Raw genomic sequence first — 17,353 nt, forward strand, 5'->3', positions numbered from 1 at the left:
AAAGCGGCGCCGGACGATCACGCCCGGCGCCGTTCGGGATTTACTTCTTGGCAGCCGGGGTCCGCTTGGCGGGCGCACGCTTCGCCGGCGCGCGGCGCGGCTTCGGCGTGGTGCTGCCGAGCTTGCTGGCGCCGTAGGCTGCACCGGCAATTGCCGCGGCGATACCGGCGGCGATGGCGGCGGCGGTCTTCGGATTCTGCTTCACCGCCTCGACCGCGGTTTCATAGGCGCTGGTGAGCGTCTTCTGCGCCTCGGCGACCATCTCGTCGCGGTCGTCGGCGGTCGTGCCGGTCAGCTTGTCGAGCGTGCTTGGCTCGGCGGTCAGCGTGTCGGTGGTCGTGTTGTAATCGGCCATGATCGGAAACTCCCTTTCGAAACAGTCGGGCGTCCAACCAACGGCAGCGTAACGAAGTTCCGTCGCCACGCCACGCCACGCGGTACCGGTCGGGGCTGGCGAACCCACCCCGACCGGTTCGGATCACATCTGCTCGAGCATGTGCTCGGCGGAGCTCACCTTGAATTCGCCGGGTGCCTCGACGTTCAGCTGCTCGACGACGCCGTCGTTCACCAGCATCGAGTACCGCTGGCCGCGGGTACCCATGCCGAACTTCGACCCGTCCATCGTCAGGCCGGTCGCCTTGGCGAAGTCGCCATTGCCGTCGGCCAGCATCGTCACCGCGTCGCCGGCGTTATTATGGTCGCGCCACGCGCCAAGCACGAACGCATCGTTGACCGCGGTGCAGGCGATCTCGTCCACGCCCTTGGCCTTCAGGTCCGCCGCCTTGTCGAGGAAGCCGGGCAGGTGCTTGGCCGAGCACGTCGGCGTGAAGGCGCCGGGGACCGAGAACAGCGCGACGCGGCGGCCGGCGAAGAAATCGTCCGAGCTTACGCCCTCCGGGCCATCGGCGGTCGCCTTGGCGAAGCCGACGCTGGGGATACGGTCGCCAACCTTGATCGTCATTGAAATGCTCCTGATTGTCCCGGCACGGGTGGCGCGGCGGGTTCGCGCTCCATCTGGACGGCGCAGCAGAATTTTCAAGCGGTGGCGACGCGCTCGCGATCGACTATGGTGCCGGTCATGGAGACCACGCGCTTTCTGACCGGCCAGTTCCTGCTGGCGATGCCCGGCATCGGCGATCCGCGGTTCGAACGATCGGTGATCGCGATGTGCAGCCATGACGAGGACGGGGCGCTGGGCATCGGCGTCGGCCACCTGCTCGAATCGATCAGCTTCCACGACGTGCTGAAACAGCTCGACATCGACCCCGGCGCCGCCCCCGACGTGCCGATGCATTACGGCGGTCCGGTCGAGCCGCGACGTGGCTTTGTGTTGCATTCGCGCGATTGGGGCGGGGGTGACACGATCGACGTCGCCGGGCGCTGGTCGCTGTCGGGAACGCATGATGTGCTGAAGGCGATCGCGGCGGGCACGGGGCCGACGGCGTGGCTGCCGGCGCTGGGCTACGCCGGCTGGGGTGCCGGGCAGCTGGACGAGGAGATGACGCGTCACGGCTGGTTCACGCTGCCCGGCGACGACGCGCTGCTGTTCGAAACCGAGGCCGAGCATCGCTGGGAAGCGGGGTTCGCCGGCGCCGGCATCGACCCGCGGTTGCTGGCGACGACGACCGGCAACGCCTGACGCCGCGCCCGTTGCGGTTCGGCGCGGCGTGCGCCATGCTCCGGTCGAAAATCGGGGAGGACCGCGCGCTATGATCCGGAATTCGTTGACAGCTTGCCTGCTGATGCTGCCGGGCGCGGCGCTTGCCCAGGTGGCTGCGCCGGGCGCCGGGTCGGCGCAGGGCGACCTGTCGGTCACCATCTACACCAACGACGTCGCGCTGGTGCAGGACATTCGCCAGCTGACCCTGCCCGCCGGAACCTCGCGCCAGTCGTTCCCCGATGTCAGCGCGCAGATTCGCCCCGAGACGGTATCACTCGACGCCGGCGGCAGCGCGATCGTCGAGCAGAATTTCGACTACGACCTGCTGAGCCCCACCAGTCTGATGCAGAATGCGGTCGGCGAGACGATCACGCTGGTGCGTACCAATCCCGCGACCGGAGCGGAAACGCGTGAGCGGGCGAAGATCTTGGCGGTCAACGGCGGTGTCGTGATGCAGATCGGCGACCGGATCGAGGTGCTGCGCGACGACGGCCTGCCGGTGCGCGCTGTCTTCGACAAGATACCCCCGAACCTGCGCGCCAGCCCGACGCTGTCGGTGACGCTCGCGAGCGAGCGCGCGGGCGCCCGTCCCGCCACGCTGTCGTACCTGACTCGCGGGCTCGGGTGGCAGGCGGATTATGTCGCGCTGTTCGACGAGAAGAGCGGGGTCATCGACGTGCAGGGGTGGGTGACGCTGCGCAACACGACGGGTACCACCTTCAATGCCGCGCGGACGCTTCTGGTGGCAGGCGAGGTCGCGTCGGTCGATCAGGAAAACCAGTACAACTCCTATCCGCCGCGGCGCCGGGTTTCGCGTCCCTTGCGTCAGGGGGGGACGGAAACGTCGGGCCGCGAGCAGCTCGGCGACTTCTACATCTACCCCCTCGCCGAGCGCACGACGATCGCGGACAAGCAGACCAAGCAGGTCAGCTTTCTGGACGTGAAGGGCGCGGCGGCGAGTTCGGGGTATGAATTCGTCAACCCGTGGCTCAACAGCGCGAAGGAGCCGGTGAGCGCGGGCTCGATGCTGCGCTTTGCGAACTCCCGCGCGGGTGGCCTGGGCGATGCCCTGCCGGCGGGAACCGTCCGCGTCTATGTCCGCGACCAGCGCGGCCAGCCGCAATTCACCGGCGAGAATGCGATCGAGCACACGCCGCAGGGGTCGCGGATCTCGCTGCGCACCGGCGACGCCTTCGACGTCAAGGTGCTGCCGGTGGTCGAGACGCGGACGAGCCTCGGCGGCAACCGCTGGCGCACGGCGATGCGCTACACGCTGACCAACGCGCGCAACCGCGCGGTGACGGTCGATCTGGTCCAGTCGGGGCTCGACTGGACATGGGTCGACAATCGCATCGTGTCCGAAAGCCAGAAGAGCGAGCGCCGCGATTCGAATACCGCGGTGTGGCATGTCGCGGTGCCCGCCAACGGCACGGCGACGGTGACCGCGACGTTCGACACGCGGTTCTGATGCGGCGCGGGCTCGCGCTGGCCGTGGTGCTGGCGACACCGCAGGCGGCGGGTGCGCAGGATGCACCGCCGCCCGCGATCGCAGCTTCGGCCCCGACCAACATCGCGGTCACCATCTATCGCAACCCCTATCGCCGCGCGGGGCAGGCGATGGACCTGCAATATCTGCAAGGCTTCGCGCTAGTCACCGAAACCCGTACGGTGCGCCTGCCCGCGGGGGTATCGACCGTGCGGTTCGAGGGCGTGACCGAGGGGATCATCCCGGTCAGCGCGGTCATCAGCGGCCTCCCCGGCGGGACGATCGAAAAGAACCGCGACGCGCGCCTGCTGTCGCCAGCGGCGCTGGTCGACGGCACGCTCGGGCGGCACGTCACCCTGCGCCGCACCAACCGCGCGACCGGCGCGGTGCGGGAGGAGGATGCGGTCATCGTCGCCGGTCCGGCACAGGGGGTGATCCTGCGCACCGCGGCAGGGATCGAGGCGCTGCGCTGCTCCGGCCTGCCCGAGACGCCGGTCTATGCCGGCATCCCCGCCGGGCTGTCGGCGAAACCGGTGCTGAGCGTCGTCACCCGCAGCCCGCGCGCGACCACCGCCCGCGTCACCCTGTCGTACCTGACCAGCGATTTCGACTGGGCGGCCAGCTATGTCGCCGACATCGCGCCCGATGGCCGTACGCTCGATCTGTTCGCGTGGATGACGCTGGCCAACGGCAATGCGCAGACGCTGGCCAATGCCGAGGTCAGCGCGGTCGCGGGGCGGCTGGAGCGGCGGTTCGTGCAGACCTATCGCGCCGCCACCGCGCCGCTCAGCCTGCAATGCTTTCCGCTGGGCACGACGACGTCCGACCTGCCCGACGAGAGCTTCGAAAGCGCCGAGGATATCGTCGTGACCGGCAGCCGCCTGCGCTACGAGGGCGCACCGCCCCCGCCGCCGCCGGCGATGATGGCCGCACCGCCGCCGCCGCCGCCACCGCCCGAAGACTTGGGCGACCTGAAACTCTACCGCGTGCCAATGCGGGTCTCGGTGGCGGCCAATCAGCAGAAGCAGGTCGCGCTGCTGCGTCAGTCTGGCGTGCCGTACGAGCGGGTGTATCGCACGCAGGTCGCGCCATCGAACTTCGCCGCGCGCCCGGTTCCGATCGAACTGCGGATGCGCAACGAAGCGGCCCGCGGCCTCGGCATCGCGCTGCCCGCGGGCACGTCCGCTATCTACCAGCGTCGCGGTGGCGAGCGGCTGGTGGTCGGGCTGGGGACGGTCGGTGACACCGCAGCGGGGCAGAAGTTCAACCTTGGCGCCGGGACGAGCAGTCAAGTCATGGTGTCGCAGGCGGCAGACGCGAACGCACGGGCGACGGTTACGCTGACCAATGCAAATGCATCTCCGGTGAAAGTCGAGGTGCGGGTCGGGCAGGCAGGGGCGACCAACCTCAAGGATTTTTCCAGCGCGGTGGAACGGGTCGATGGGGTCTGGACCTGGATGGCGACCGTGCCGGCGAACGGGGAAGTGACGCTGGCGTATTCCTATTCGTAAGGAGCGGTCGGCACGGAAGTGAATTCCGTGCTCGTCGGTCGGCGCTTTGGCGCCGCCGGCCGGTCGCGCTTGCAACACTTCGCTTTGCTCGTGTTGGCGGCTTCGCCTCTCGCGCGACATATAAAGATATCTTTATATTTGATCTGGCGCAGATCAGGCGCTAAGGCGCCGCGCATCCAATCCAGATTTTCGGAGAATTTTGCCGTGGCCACCGCACCCGCCATCGAGAAGACCGACTATGTCGTCGCCGACATCAGCCTCGCCGAATTCGGCCGTCGCGAGATCGAGATCGCCGAGACCGAGATGCCCGGCCTGATGGCGCTGCGCGAGGAATTCGGCGCATCGCAGCCGCTGAAGGGCGCGCGGATCACCGGGTCGCTGCACATGACGATCCAGACCGCGGTGCTGATCGAGACGCTGACCGCATTGGGCGCCGACGTCCGCTGGGCGACCTGCAACATCTTCTCGACCCAGGACCACGCCGCAGCCGCCATCGCCGCGACCGGCGTGCCGGTGTTCGCGGTGAAGGGTGAGAGCCTGGCCGAATATTGGGATTACGTCGGCGACATCTTCAACTGGGGCGCCGATGGTGATGGCACGACCGCCAACATCATCCTGGACGACGGCGGCGACGCCACCATGTTCGCACTGTGGGGCGCCAAGCTCGAGGCCGGCGCGACGCTCGGCGAGCCGGAGAACGACGAGGAAGTCGAGTTCCAGCGCGCGCTGAAGGCGTTCGTGGCCAAGTACCCCGGCTACCTGACCGAGACCGTCAAGAACCTGAAGGGCGTGTCGGAAGAGACGACCACCGGTGTCCACCGCCTGTACGAGATCGCGAAGAAGGGCGAGCTGCCGTTCCCGGCGATCAACGTCAACGACAGCGTCACCAAGTCGAAGTTCGACAACCTCTACGGCTGCAAGGAATCGCTGGTCGACGCGATCCGTCGCGCGACCGACGTGATGCTGGCCGGCAAGGTCGCCTGCGTCGCCGGCTTCGGTGACGTCGGCAAGGGTTCGGCCCAGTCGCTCCGCAACGGCGGCGCCCGCGTCCTGGTGACCGAAGTCGATCCGATCTGCGCATTGCAGGCCGCGATGGAGGGCTTCGAGGTCGTGACGATGGAAGAGGCCGTGGAGCGCGCTGACATCTTCTGCACCGCGACCGGCAACGCCGATGTCATCACCGCCGATCACATGAAGGCGATGAAGCCGATGTCGATCGTTTGCAACATCGGCCACTTCGACAGCGAGATTCAGATCGCCGCGCTGTCGAACTACGATTGGACCGAGGTGAAGCCGGGCACCGACCTGGTGAAGTTCCCCGACGGCAAGCAGATCATCATCCTCGCCAAGGGGCGTCTGGTGAACCTGGGCTGCGCGACCGGCCACCCGTCGTTCGTGATGTCGTCGTCGTTCACCAACCAGACGCTCGCCCAGATCGAACTGTGGACCGCGGGCGAGAAGTACCAGAACCAGGTCTATGTCCTGCCGAAGCACCTCGACGAAAAGGTCGCCGCGCTGCACCTCGAAAAGCTCGGCGTAAAGCTCAGCAAGCTGACCCCGAAGCAGGCCGGCTACATCGGCGTGCCGGTCGAGGGCCCGTTCAAGCCGGATCATTATCGCTACTGATCCGACCGGTCGCCGAGCGGCGAACGGATGAAACACGGCGGGGCGCGACGCAGGTCGCCGCTCCGCCGTTTTTTTATGGCCCGCCGCCGCCGCGGCGCTTCCCGTGGGTCGGGGAAATCGCCTAGAGACCGGACGGTGAGCGGCGCCCATTCCTTCCCGGTCCCCGGTTCGACGATGTTGCACGCGGTGCGCGCGTGATTGCCGTGTCGGCGGTGACGCTTGCGCTGGCCGGTGCCGTGCTGGCGCTGATCGTCGGCGGGGCCGGCTGGGCGCTGTACGTCGGGCTGACGACGCGGGCGGCGGCTCGGGCGGCGGGCGAGGGGGCGGCGCGCGATGCGGCGGTGCTGGCGCAGGCCCCCGCGCAGGCGGCGATCGTGCGCGCGGACGGGCGCATCGACCTGCCGCGGCGCGTGATCGACTGGCTGGGACTGAGCGTCGAGCCGCGCTACCTGACCGACCTGACTCGCCATGACGAGGGGCTGGTGCCCGCCGATGCCGAGGCGCTGGCGCAGGATGTCGCGGCGGCGCAACGCGCCGGGCGCCCGTTCCAGATGGCGGTGCAGGCACGCGGATCGGCGCGCAAGCTGATGATCACCGGCGCGCGCGCGCCCGAGGCGGCGCTGGCGCCGGGCGGGGTCGTGCTGTGGTTCGCCGACGCGACCGAAAGCGAGGACGTGATCGCGCGACTGGCCGCCGACCGCGCCGAGGCGACCGCGGCGTTCGATGCGCTCTCGGGCCTGATCGAGGCGGCGCCGATGCCGATGTGGTACCGCGACGACGACATGGCGCTGGCGATGGTCAATTCGGCCTATGTCGCGGCGGTCGAGGCGCGCGACGCCCGAGACGCGATCGACCGCGCGCTGGAGCTCGTCGAAGGATCGGGGATGGGCGGACCGCTCGCCAATGCCGCGATCGCGCGCGATACCGACCAGCCTCAGATGATGGCGGTGCCGGCGACGATCGGCGGTGCGCGGCGGATGCTGCGCATCCACGACGTGCCGCTGCCCGGCGGCGGAGTTGCGGGCTATGCCGTCGATATCGAGGATCTGGAGCAGGCGCGCGGCGGCATCAAGCGGTTCGGCGAGGCACAGCGCGCGATGCTCGACCGCCTGTCCGCCGGGGTCGCGCAATTCTCCGCCGACCGCAGCCTGACCTTTTGCAACCAGCCGTTCCGGCGCATCTTCGCGATGAAGGACGAATGGCTGCGCGACCGCCCCGAGTTCGACCGCGTGCTGGAGCGCATGCGCGAGGCGGGGCGCGTGCCCGAAGTCCGCGACTTCCCGACGTGGAAGGCGGAGCGCCGCGAGTGGTTCGTCTCGACCGAGGGCGGCGAGGAGGAGCAGTGGCACCTGTCGGGCGGCGTCCACCTGCGCGTCGTCGCACAGCCGCTGCCCGACGGCGGCCTGCTGACCATCTTCGAGGACCGCACCGAGCAGGTCCAACTGGCCAGCGCCCGCGACACGCTGCTGCGCGTGCGGACCGCGACGTTCGACAATCTGTACGAGGCGCTGGGCGTATTCGCGGCGGACGGGCGCCTGCAGATATGGAACCAGAAATTCCGCCTGCTGTGGGGCTTCGACGAGGCGCTCCTCAATACCCACCCGCGCATCGATGCGCTGGCGAAGGCGGCGGCGGACCGGCTGGAGAACCCGCAGCGCGCAGGCGCGATGGGCGACCTGATCCGATCGGCGACGGTAGACCGGGTGCAGCGTGGCGGGCGCTTCGTGTTCGCCGATGGCCGGCACTTCGAATTCGCCGCGGTCCCGCTGCCCGACGGCAACGCGCTGTTCACGATGATCGACGTGACCGCCAGCCGCCGCGTCGAGCGCGCGCTGACAGACCGTAACGAGGCGCTGGAGGCGGCGGACCAAGTGAAGACCGCGTTCGTCGCCACCATGAGCTACGAACTGCGCACCCCGCTGACGTCGATCAAGGGCTTCGCAGAGATGCTGCACGCCGGCTATGCGGGCGAATTGAGCGAAAGCGGCACCGCCTATGCCGAGGCGATCCTGGCTTCGGTCGAGCGATTGTCGGTGCTGGTCGACGACGTGCTCGACCTGACGCAGGACGATGCTGCGGGCCGGCGCGCGGCGGTCGACCTGGAGTTGCTGGCGGGTGCCGCGGTCGAGACGGTCGCGCATGCCGCGCGGGCACGCGGGGTCGAACTGGCGGTCGATGTGCTGGGCAGCGCGGGATCGGTGGCGGGCGATCCCGAGCGGCTGCGTGAGGCGGTCGAGCATCTGCTGCGCCATGCGATCGACGGGACGCGAACGGGCGGGCGCGTTCTGCTGCACATCGACGGCACGGCGAAGGCGGCACGCATCGTGGTATCCGATGACGGCGAGGGCATGACCGCCGACGCGGCGGCGCGCGCGTTCGATCGATTCGCGCAGACCCGCATCGCGCGCGGCAGCGAGCGCGCGCTGGGGCTGGGCCTGCCGCTCGCAAAACGCTTCGTTGAGGCGCACGGCGGCACGATCGCGCTGGTCAGTGAGCCGGGGCATGGCACGCTGGTGACGATCGAATTGCCGCGGGGATGACGGGACACGCCGCGACGGACGGGCCGGAGCGCCCTTTACGCCTGCATGGTCCCGAGGCGTCCGAGGCTCTGGGCGCGGCATTGGCACGGGTCGCGCGGGTCGGCGACGTCATCGCGCTGTCGGGGCCGCTGGGGGCGGGCAAGACCAGCATCGCGCGCGGCCTTCTGGCTGCGCTCGGCCTCGCCGGAGAGGCGCCGAGCCCGAGCTTCGCGATCGTCCAGCCTTACGCCCCGCCCGAAACGGAGCTGCCCGTGCTGCACGTCGATCTCTACCGCATCGACGATGTGGCAGAGGTCGATGAGCTGGGGCTGGACGACGCGCGCGACGACAGCGTGCTGATCGTCGAATGGCCCGAGCGGCTTGGCGCGGAATATTGGCGGGACGCCTTGTGGCTGACGCTGGCCGTCGCCGATGACGGCGCGCGCGCCTTGACAGCGCAGGTGCCCGCGGCATGGGAGGACCGATGGCCCCCGACATGAATCCGCCCGCCGCGGCGCCCGAATTTCTCGCCCGCCTCGGCTGGGACGATGCCGAAATCCTGCCGCTGGCCGGGGATGCGTCGTTCCGGCGATATTTCCGCGCGGTCGGACATGAGCGCACCGCGATCCTGATGGACGCGCCGCCCCCGCACGAAGATCCGCGCCCCTTCATCGCGGTCGCGGAATGGCTGGGCGAGCGCGGCTTCGGTGCGCCGGCGATCCTGGGCAGCGACCTTCAGCACGGCCTCGTCCTGCTCGAAGATTTCGGCGATGCGCGCATGCGTGAGACTGCCGATGCCGCGCCCGAGAGCGAGCTGCGCCTGTACGAGCAGGCGGTCGATGTACTGATCCAGCTGTGCGACCACCCCGCTGCCGACGTGCCCGCCTATGACGCCGAGCACCTGCACCGCGAGGCCGCGTTGCTGACCGAATGGTATTGCCCGGCGATCGGTGTGGAGGCGGATGTCGCCGGCTATGTCGCGGCTTGGGACCAGGTTCTGCCGCTTGCCATCGCGGAGGCGCCGGTGACGGTGCTGCGTGATTATCATGCCGAAAACCTCATGCTGATCGATCGCGGCATGGGCCTGCTCGATTTCCAGGACGCGCTGGCCGGGCATCCCGCCTACGACCTAGTGTCGCTGTTGCAGGATGCGCGGCGCGACGTGCATCCCGATCTGGAGGCGGCGCTGCTCGATCGATACCTGCGCATCACCGGCGCGGGCGAGGATTTCGTGACGGCCTATCATGTCCTCGGCGCGCAGCGGAATGCGAAGATCGTCGGCATCTTCACCCGCCTGTGGCAACGCGACGGCAAGCCGCGCTATCCGGGGCTGTGCCCGCGCGTCTGGGGCTATCTGAACCGCGACCTCGCGCATCCGGCGTTGGCGCCGGTGAAGGCGTGGTTCGACGCCCACCTGCCGATGGATCTGCGCGGCGACCCTATGGTGATCGCCGGCGCATGACCGCGCGCACGCTCGCGATCCGGCCCGATCCCGGCGGGCGCGTGCCGGAGACGGCGATGGTGATGGCCGCGGGGCTGGGCAAGCGGATGCGCCCGCTGACCGCGACCCGTCCCAAGCCGCTGGTCGAGGTCGCGGGCAAGCCGCTGATCGACCATGTGTTCGACCGGCTTCGCTCGGCGGGGGTCAAGCGGGCGGTGGTCAACGTCCATTACATGGCCGACGCTCTTGAAGCGCATTTGCGGGCGCGGGCCGCGGGCATCGAGATCGTCGTTTCGGACGAGCGCGCGCAACTGCTCGAAACCGGGGGCGGTCTGGTGAAGGCGCTGCCGGAGCTCGGCGACCAGCCCATCCTGTGCGCGAACTCCGACAATCTCTGGGTCGACGGCCCGACCGATGCGATCCGCGCGCTGGCGGCGGCGTGGGACGACGGCGCGATGGATGTGCTGCTGCTGCTCGTACCGCTGGCGCGCGCGCACAGCCACGGCGGCAAGGGCGATTTCCACCTCGACGCTCACGGACGCATCACCGCGCGGCGGCGGGCGGGGCGGCTGGCGCCGTTCGTCTATACCGGCGTGCAGATGATCCACCCGCGCGTGATCGTCGATGCGCCCGATGGGCCGTTCTCCACCAACCTGTTCTGGAACCGCGCGATAGAGGCGGGGCGGGCCTATGGCCTTGTCCACCAGGGGCTGTGGTTCGACGTCGGCACGCCCGCGGCGATTGGCGCGACTGAGGCGATGCTGGCCGATGGCTGAGGCCCGGCGGCTTCGGCTCTATTCGATTCCGCCGCACCGGGCGTTCGCCGATGCATTGGTCGCGGGATTGCTGCGCCGGTTCGGGGGCGACGCGACCGATCTGGCGCGCGGCATCGTCATCGTGCCGACCAACCGCGCGCGCCGCGCCATCGTCGACGCCTTCGTGCGCGCAAGCGGCGGCGCGCTGCTGCTGCCGCGGATCGTCGCGGTCGGCGATGCCGAACTGGACGAAAGCGTCGGCGCGCTGTTCGATTCCGCCGACGATACCGCACCGATCCCCCCCGCGATCGAACCGATGGAACGCCGCATGCTGCTCGCGCGGCTGGTGCAGGAGGCCGATCCGGCGCTCGACGCAGCCGAGGCGGTGCGGCTGGCCGGCGACCTCGCGCGCACGCTCGACCAATTGCTGGTCGAGGAAATCGCGCCCGAGCGGCTCCGCGACGTAACGCTGGCGGAGGGGCTGTCGGCGCATTGGGAGCGCGCGCTGTCGAGTTTCGCGCTGGTGCTCGATCGCTGGCCGCAGGTACTCGGCGAACGCGGGCGGATCGCGCTGGCCGAGCGGCGGTCGCGGCTGCTCGATCGCGTCGGCGCGGCGTGGCGGGATGTGCCGCCCGCCGGGTTCGTCTGCACCGCCGGCGTCACCTCCGCCGCGCCCGCGGTGGCGCGGCTGCTGCGCGTCGTCGCCGGGCTGGACAAGGGCATGGTCGTGCTGCCCGGCCTCGGCCTGGCGATGGGCGATGCCGAGTGGGAAGCGCTGGGGCCGCATGCGCCCGACCCCGTCACCGGGCGACGGGCGCGGGCCGAGACCACGCACCCGCAGTTTCACCTGAAGCTGCTGCTCGACCGGATGCAGGTCGCGCGCGGGGAATTCCGCACGTGGCGCGCGGCGTCGGAAGTCGATGCGCCGCCGGCGCGCAGCCGCGCCATTGCAACCGCACTTGCGCCCGCGGATTTCACCCACGGCTGGTCGGCGCTGGCGCGGGGGGACCGCAACCTGGGTGGGGTCGCCGCGATCGAGGTGGCGACACCGGCGGAGGAAGCGCAGGCGATCGCGCTCGCACTGCGCGAGGTGCTGGAGACGCCGGGGCGGACGGGCGCGCTCATCACCCCCGATCGTGCGCTGGCGCGGCGGGTAGGTGCGCTGTGCGCGCGCTGGGGGATCGCGATCGACGATTCGGCAGGCCAGCCGCTGTCACAGATGCCGCCCGGCACGCTGCTGCTGGCGCTGGCGGAGGCGGCGACCGGGGATTTCGCACCGTTGCCGCTGCTGGCATTGCTGAAACACCCGCTGGTCGCGGCTGGCGCCGATCGCGGCGCATGGCTGGCCGGGGTTCGTGCCCTAGACCTTGCGCTCCGTGGGCCGCGACCGCCGATCGGCTTGGCCGGCCTTGCCGAGCATTTCGCCGCACATGGCGGCGCGGCGGCGGAGGCTTGGCCGGGGGTGCAGGCGCTGCTGGAGCCGCTCGCCGCGGGCTTCACGGACGGCAAGGGCTCGCTCGCTGCAATGCTCGCCTGCCTGCGCGACGCCGCGGGGACGCTATGCGGCGACGGCGTGTGGGCGCGCGCGGAGGGGCGTGCCGCCGCGGAACTGATCGCCGATCTGGAGCACCGCGCCGAACTCGGTCCGCCGGTCGTGGCGAGCGCGTCGCTGCCCGCGCTGTTGCGCACGTTGATGGACGAGACTGCGGTGCGCCCGCAGCAGGGGGGGCACCCCCGCCTCGCCATCTACGGCCTGCTCGAAGCGCGGCTGCAGACCGCCGACCTGATGGTCCTCGGAGGGCTGAACGAGGGCGTGTGGCCGGGCATTCCGTCGCCCGACCCGTGGCTCGCCCCGCGCATCCGCGCCGAGCTGGGCCTGCCCGGGCTGGAGTTCCGCATCGGGCTCGCCGCGCACGACTTGGCGAGCGGGCTAGGCGCGCCGCAGGTGTTGCTGACCCGTGCGCGCCGCGATGCGCGGTCGCCCACGATTGCGTCGAGGTTCTGGCTGCGGTTGCAGGCGCTCGCCGGGGAGGCTTGGGCGCGCGACGATCGGCTGGCGGCATGGGCGCGTGCGATCGATCATGGCGGCGTGCCGACCCCGGTCGATCGGCCTGAGCCGGTCCCCGCCGCTGCACTGCGCCCGCGCACGATCGCGGTGACCGATGTCGACCGGCTGAAGGCCGACCCCTACGCCTTCTACGCCCAGAAGATGCTGCGCCTGCGCGCGCTCGACGCCGTCGACGCCGATCCGACCGCGGCGTGGCGCGGGACGGCGGTGCACGCGATCCTGAAGGCGGCGTGGGAGGCGGACGGCCTTGCCCCCGACACGCTGCGTCGGCGCACGATCGCGTGGCTGGCGGACGCGCATCCGATGATGCGCGCGTTGTGGCAACCGCGGTTGCTGGAGGCTATCGACTGGATCGCCAGCGAGATCACGGCGATACGCGCCGAGGGCCGCGAGGTCGAAGCGGTCGAGCGGCGGGGCGAGATCGCGATCGCCGGCGTGACACTCAACGGCACCTTCGACCGTCTCGATCGCCTTGCCGACGGCAGCATCGCCATCGTCGATTACAAGACGGGCAAGCCGCCCACCGCCGCTGCGGTGCGCGCAGGGTTCAGCCTGCAACTCGGACTGCTTGGGTTGATCGCCGAGCGTGGCGGGTTCGACGGCGTACGCGGCACCGCGGGCGCGTTCGAATATTGGTCGCTGGGCAAGGGCCGCGACGGCTTCGGCTATGTCGCGACCCCGGTCGATCCCGCGGGCAAGCGCGACCGCATCGTCACTGCAGACTTCACCGGCATCGCCGCCGCCGCTTTCGGCGAGGCCGCGGCGCATTGGCTGACGGGCAACGCGCCGTTCACCGCCAAGCTGGTGCCCGAATATGCGCCCTATTCGGAGTACGACCAGCTGATGCGCCGCGACGAATGGTATGGCCGTGAGTAGCGTCGTCCACCCCTTACGCGGTAACCAGGGCGCGGCGAGCGACCCGACGCGCCACGTCTGGCTGTCGGCGTCGGCGGGCACCGGCAAGACGCAGGTGCTGGCGGCGCGCGTCTATCGCCTGCTGCTGCGCGGGGTCGATCCATCCGCGATCCTGTGCCTGACCTTTACGAAGGCGGGTGCCGCGGAAATGGCGAGCCGGATCAGCGGGACGCTGGCGCGGTGGGTGCGCGCGGACAGCGCCGCGCTGTTCCACGACCTCGAGGCGCTGGGCGAGGCGTCGGGCCCCGACGAACAGCGGCGCGCGCGGACCTTGTTTGCGAAAGTCCTCGACGCGCCGGGCGGTGGCCTGCGCATCCAGACCATCCATGGGTTCTGCCAGAGCCTGCTCGCCGGCTTCCCGGTCGAGGCGGGGCTGGTCCCCGGCTTCCGACCGCTCGACGCGCGCGAGGAAGTCGTGCTGGCGCGCGAGGCGCTGGCGGCGATGCTGGTCGATGAGGAAGCGGTCGGGCGCACGCGGCTGGTCGACGCGGTCGGCGCGCTGAGCCTGCGGCTGGGCGAGGGCGGGGCGGAGGCGTTCCTGCTCGCGTGCGCTCGTGCACCGGATGCGATGGTGGCGTTGCCGAGCGGCGTGCAGCCGTGGCTGCGCCGCGCGCTCGACCTGCCGACCGGTGACATATCGGAGGAAATCGCGGCGGGCTGTAGCGACGATGCGTTCGACGTCGAATCGCTGCGCCAGGTCGCCGACGCCAACCACGCCTGGGGTACCGCCACCGGCGCCGGCCATGCCGCGACGGTCGAACGCTGGCTCGCCGCCGCACCCGCCGAGCGCGCCGCGACGCTGCCCGATCTCGCCAGCGTGTTCCGCACCGGCAAGGGCGAACCGCGCAAGGCATCGGCCAAGCTGCTGGCGATCAACGTCGATTATGCGGACATGGCGCTCGACCTGGGGGACCGCTGCGCCGAGCTGGTCGCACTGGCCGACCGCGCCGCTTATGCCGATCTGCTCGCCGGCGCGCTGGATGCGGGCCGCGCCTATGCCGATGCCTACCGCGCGGCAAAGCGGCGGTTGGGCGGCGTCGATTTCGACGACCTGATCCGCGCGACCGTCGCGCTGCTCGACCAGCCCGGCATGGGCGACTGGATCCGCTTCAAGCTCGACCAGGCGACCGATCATCTTTTGATCGACGAGGCGCAGGACACCAACCCTGCCCAGTGGCGCATCGTCCGCGCGCTGGCCGACGAATTCTTCGCAGGCGAAGGCGCACGTGGCGAGGTGGGCCGCACGCTGTTCACGGTCGGCGACTACAAGCAGGCGATTTTCGGGTTTCAGGGCACCAGCCCGATCTATTTCGCCGCCGCCCATCAGCATTTCGAACGCGCCAGCATCGCCGCCGACGAGGATGGGCGCGAGGAGCCGCGGCTGACCCCGCTGTCGCTGACCAGCAGCTTTCGATCGACCCGCCCGGTGCTCGAGTTCGTCGACGCCGCGATCGACGCGCTGCCCGAACCGGGGCTGGGCGTCGATGAGCGCGAACCGCACGCCAGCGAGATCGAGGGGCCGGGTAGCGTCGCGCTATGGACCCCGACCGTCGCCGGTGGCGACGACGATGCGGAGGAAGGCTGGGTCGACGACGCGACGCTCGTCCACGCCCGCCGGATCGCCAGCGCGGTGAAGGGCTGGATCGGCACGCTGCCGCTCGACAGCAAGGGGCGGATGCTGGCACCCGAGGATGTGATGATCCTGGTCAAGCGCCGCGGCGACCTGGCCGCGCTGATCGTCGCGCGATTGTATGCCGAGGGGGTGCCGGTCGCCGGGGTCGATCGCCTGCGGCTGAATGCGCCGCTGGCGGTGCAGGATCTGCTGGCGGCGATGCGCTTCGTGTTGCAGCCCGATGACGACCTCAGCCTCGCCAGCCTGCTGGTGTCGCCGCTGATCGGGTGGACCCAGGACGAGCTGATGCACGCCGCGATGCGTGAGCGCGGCGGCCTGTGGCGGCACCTGCGCAAGACGCAGGACGAGGCGCGGCTGCAACCGCTGACCGACATGCTCGGGCGGGCCGATTTCACCACACCCTACCGGTTTCTGGAGGATCTGCTGTCGGGGCCGCTCGACGGGCGACGCAAGCTGCTCGCGCGGCTGGGCGAGGAGGCGCGCGATCCGATCGAGGAACTGCTCGGCGCGGCGCTGACGTTCGAGGGCAATGCGACGCCGTCGCTGCAACGCTTCCTCGACTGGTTCGACCGCGGCGATGTGGAGATCGTGCGCGATCCGTCGGCGCCGCTCGATGCGGTGCGGGTCATGACCGCGCATGGGGCGAAGGGGTTGCAGGCGCCGCTGGTGATCCTGGCCGACGCCACCGCCGATCCGGCCAACGTCCGCCGCGATATATTGAAGTGGGATGTGGAGGGCGTAGCGCTGCCGGTGTTCCGCCCGCGCGGGGCTGAGCGGGTGGGCTCGCCGCTCGACGCCGTGGTCGCGGAGGCGGAGCGGCGCGAATTGGAGGAGCATTGGCGGCTGTTCTACGTCGCGGCGACGCGCGCGGAGGAGCGGCTGGTGGTGACCGGCGCGCTTTCGCCGCGGATGGCGGGCGAAGCGCCGGCGGCGAGCTGGTACGCGGCGGCGACGCGGGCGTTCGACGCGCTCGGCGTTGCCGGGGATGGAGAACGGGAGTTCGTTGGTTCGGCGCCCGCCTTGCCGGTCAAGGCCCGCGCCCCACGCGCGGTGGCCGATGCCGCCGTGCCGCTGCCCGACTGGGCCCGCGCGCCGGCGCCGCAGGAAGCGCGCCCGCCGCGTCCTCTCGCGCCCTCGGCGATCGGCGACGATGCCGTGGCCGATCCCCCACCGACCCCCGCGATGCGCGCCGCCGCCGAGCGCGGGCGTTTGATCCATGCGCTTTTCGAGCGGCTGCCCGCGGTCGCGCCCGACCGGCGGCGGGCGGCGGCGCTGCGTTGGCTCGAACATTCGGGCGCGGTGGCGGATGCGGCGGCGCGGGAGGAGATCGCCGATGCAGTATGCGGCGTGATCGCCGACCCGCGCTTTGCCGACCTGTTCGGGCCGGATTCGCTTGCGGAAGCGCCGATCGCGGCGACGGTCGGCGGATCGGTTATCGCGGGCACGGTCGACCGGCTGGTGGTGGCCGACGACGCGGTGCGCGTGGTCGATTTCAAGACCGGACGCCGCGTGCCTGCGACCGCGGCGGATATCCCGCCCTATCATCTGCGCCAGATGGGCGCTTATGCCGCCGCGCTCGCGGTGATCTTCCCCGACCGCGCCGTCAGCGCGGCGTTGCTGTACGCAAGCGGCCCCGCGCTGTTCGAAATCGAGGCGGCGACGCTCGCCGCGCACAAGCCCGGTTTGCCCGCGACGGAGCAAAGCTTGCCCTCGCGCGCTTGAGCGGGGAGCGAACCGAC

12 protein-coding genes are annotated in these 17,353 nt (G+C 70.5%); 10 read left to right on the top strand and 2 right to left on the bottom strand.

Translation table 11 applies throughout. The annotated features are described in order from the left end of the window. Positions 1–40: 40 nt before the first annotated feature. Positions 41–355 carry a hypothetical protein gene (locus M9980_RS03490; RefSeq protein WP_250753376.1) on the bottom strand — a complete coding sequence of 105 codons (315 nt, stop codon included), beginning with the start codon at positions 353–355 and terminating at the stop codon, positions 41–43. A 123-nt stretch (positions 356–478) separates the two neighbouring features. Further along, the gene (locus tag M9980_RS03495) at positions 479–961 is read right to left on the bottom strand and encodes a peroxiredoxin (protein ID WP_250753378.1); all 483 of its coding nucleotides are present in this window, start codon (positions 959–961) and stop codon (positions 479–481) included. A gap of 117 nt (positions 962–1,078) precedes the next feature. Between M9980_RS03495 and M9980_RS03500 the strand changes: the two genes are divergently transcribed. From M9980_RS03500 to addA, 10 genes are all read left to right on the top strand, one after another. Next, positions 1,079–1,639 (top strand): YqgE/AlgH family protein, encoded by a 561-nt coding sequence (locus M9980_RS03500; RefSeq protein WP_250753379.1) that lies wholly within the window; start codon positions 1,079–1,081, stop codon positions 1,637–1,639. A 70-nt stretch (positions 1,640–1,709) separates the two neighbouring features. Further along, positions 1,710–3,128 carry a DUF4139 domain-containing protein gene (locus tag M9980_RS03505; protein ID WP_422921382.1) on the top strand — a complete coding sequence of 473 codons (1,419 nt, stop codon included), beginning with the start codon at positions 1,710–1,712 and terminating at the stop codon, positions 3,126–3,128. Next, complete coding sequence (locus M9980_RS03510; protein ID WP_250753382.1) at positions 3,128–4,657, top strand: DUF4139 domain-containing protein; 1,530 nt, start codon at positions 3,128–3,130, stop codon at positions 4,655–4,657. Before M9980_RS03505 ends, M9980_RS03510 begins: the two co-directional genes overlap by 1 nt. Positions 4,658–4,861: 204 nt before the next feature. After that, a complete protein-coding gene (gene ahcY, locus M9980_RS03515; RefSeq protein WP_250753384.1) occupies positions 4,862–6,283 on the top strand; it encodes an adenosylhomocysteinase in 1,422 nt (473 codons plus the stop codon). A 194-nt stretch (positions 6,284–6,477) separates the two neighbouring features. Next, positions 6,478–8,823 carry a sensor histidine kinase gene (locus M9980_RS03520; RefSeq protein WP_250753387.1) on the top strand — a complete coding sequence of 782 codons (2,346 nt, stop codon included), beginning with the start codon at positions 6,478–6,480 and terminating at the stop codon, positions 8,821–8,823. Further along, positions 8,820–9,302, top strand: coding sequence for a tRNA (adenosine(37)-N6)-threonylcarbamoyltransferase complex ATPase subunit type 1 TsaE (tsaE, locus tag M9980_RS03525; protein ID WP_250753390.1), 483 nt, complete (start codon positions 8,820–8,822; stop codon positions 9,300–9,302). Before M9980_RS03520 ends, tsaE begins: the two co-directional genes overlap by 4 nt. Further along, positions 9,287–10,264, top strand: a complete 978-nt coding sequence (locus M9980_RS03530; RefSeq protein ID WP_250753393.1) for an aminoglycoside phosphotransferase family protein — start codon at positions 9,287–9,289, stop codon at positions 10,262–10,264. The genes tsaE and M9980_RS03530 overlap by 16 nt, the downstream gene beginning before the upstream one ends. Then, positions 10,261–11,019, top strand: a complete 759-nt coding sequence (locus M9980_RS03535) for a nucleotidyltransferase family protein (RefSeq protein WP_250753395.1) — start codon at positions 10,261–10,263, stop codon at positions 11,017–11,019. Before M9980_RS03530 ends, M9980_RS03535 begins: the two co-directional genes overlap by 4 nt. Next, positions 11,012–13,942, top strand: coding sequence for a double-strand break repair protein AddB (gene addB / locus M9980_RS03540; RefSeq protein WP_250753397.1), 2,931 nt, complete (start codon positions 11,012–11,014; stop codon positions 13,940–13,942). Before M9980_RS03535 ends, addB begins: the two co-directional genes overlap by 8 nt. Next, positions 13,929–17,336 (top strand): double-strand break repair helicase AddA, encoded by a 3,408-nt coding sequence (gene addA, locus M9980_RS03545; protein ID WP_250753399.1) that lies wholly within the window; start codon positions 13,929–13,931, stop codon positions 17,334–17,336. The genes addB and addA overlap by 14 nt, the downstream gene beginning before the upstream one ends. Positions 17,337–17,353 lie beyond the last annotated feature (17 nt).

It is taken from the genome of Sphingomonas donggukensis, assembly GCF_023674425.1.
GTDB lineage: Bacteria > Pseudomonadota > Alphaproteobacteria > Sphingomonadales > Sphingomonadaceae > Sphingomonas > Sphingomonas donggukensis.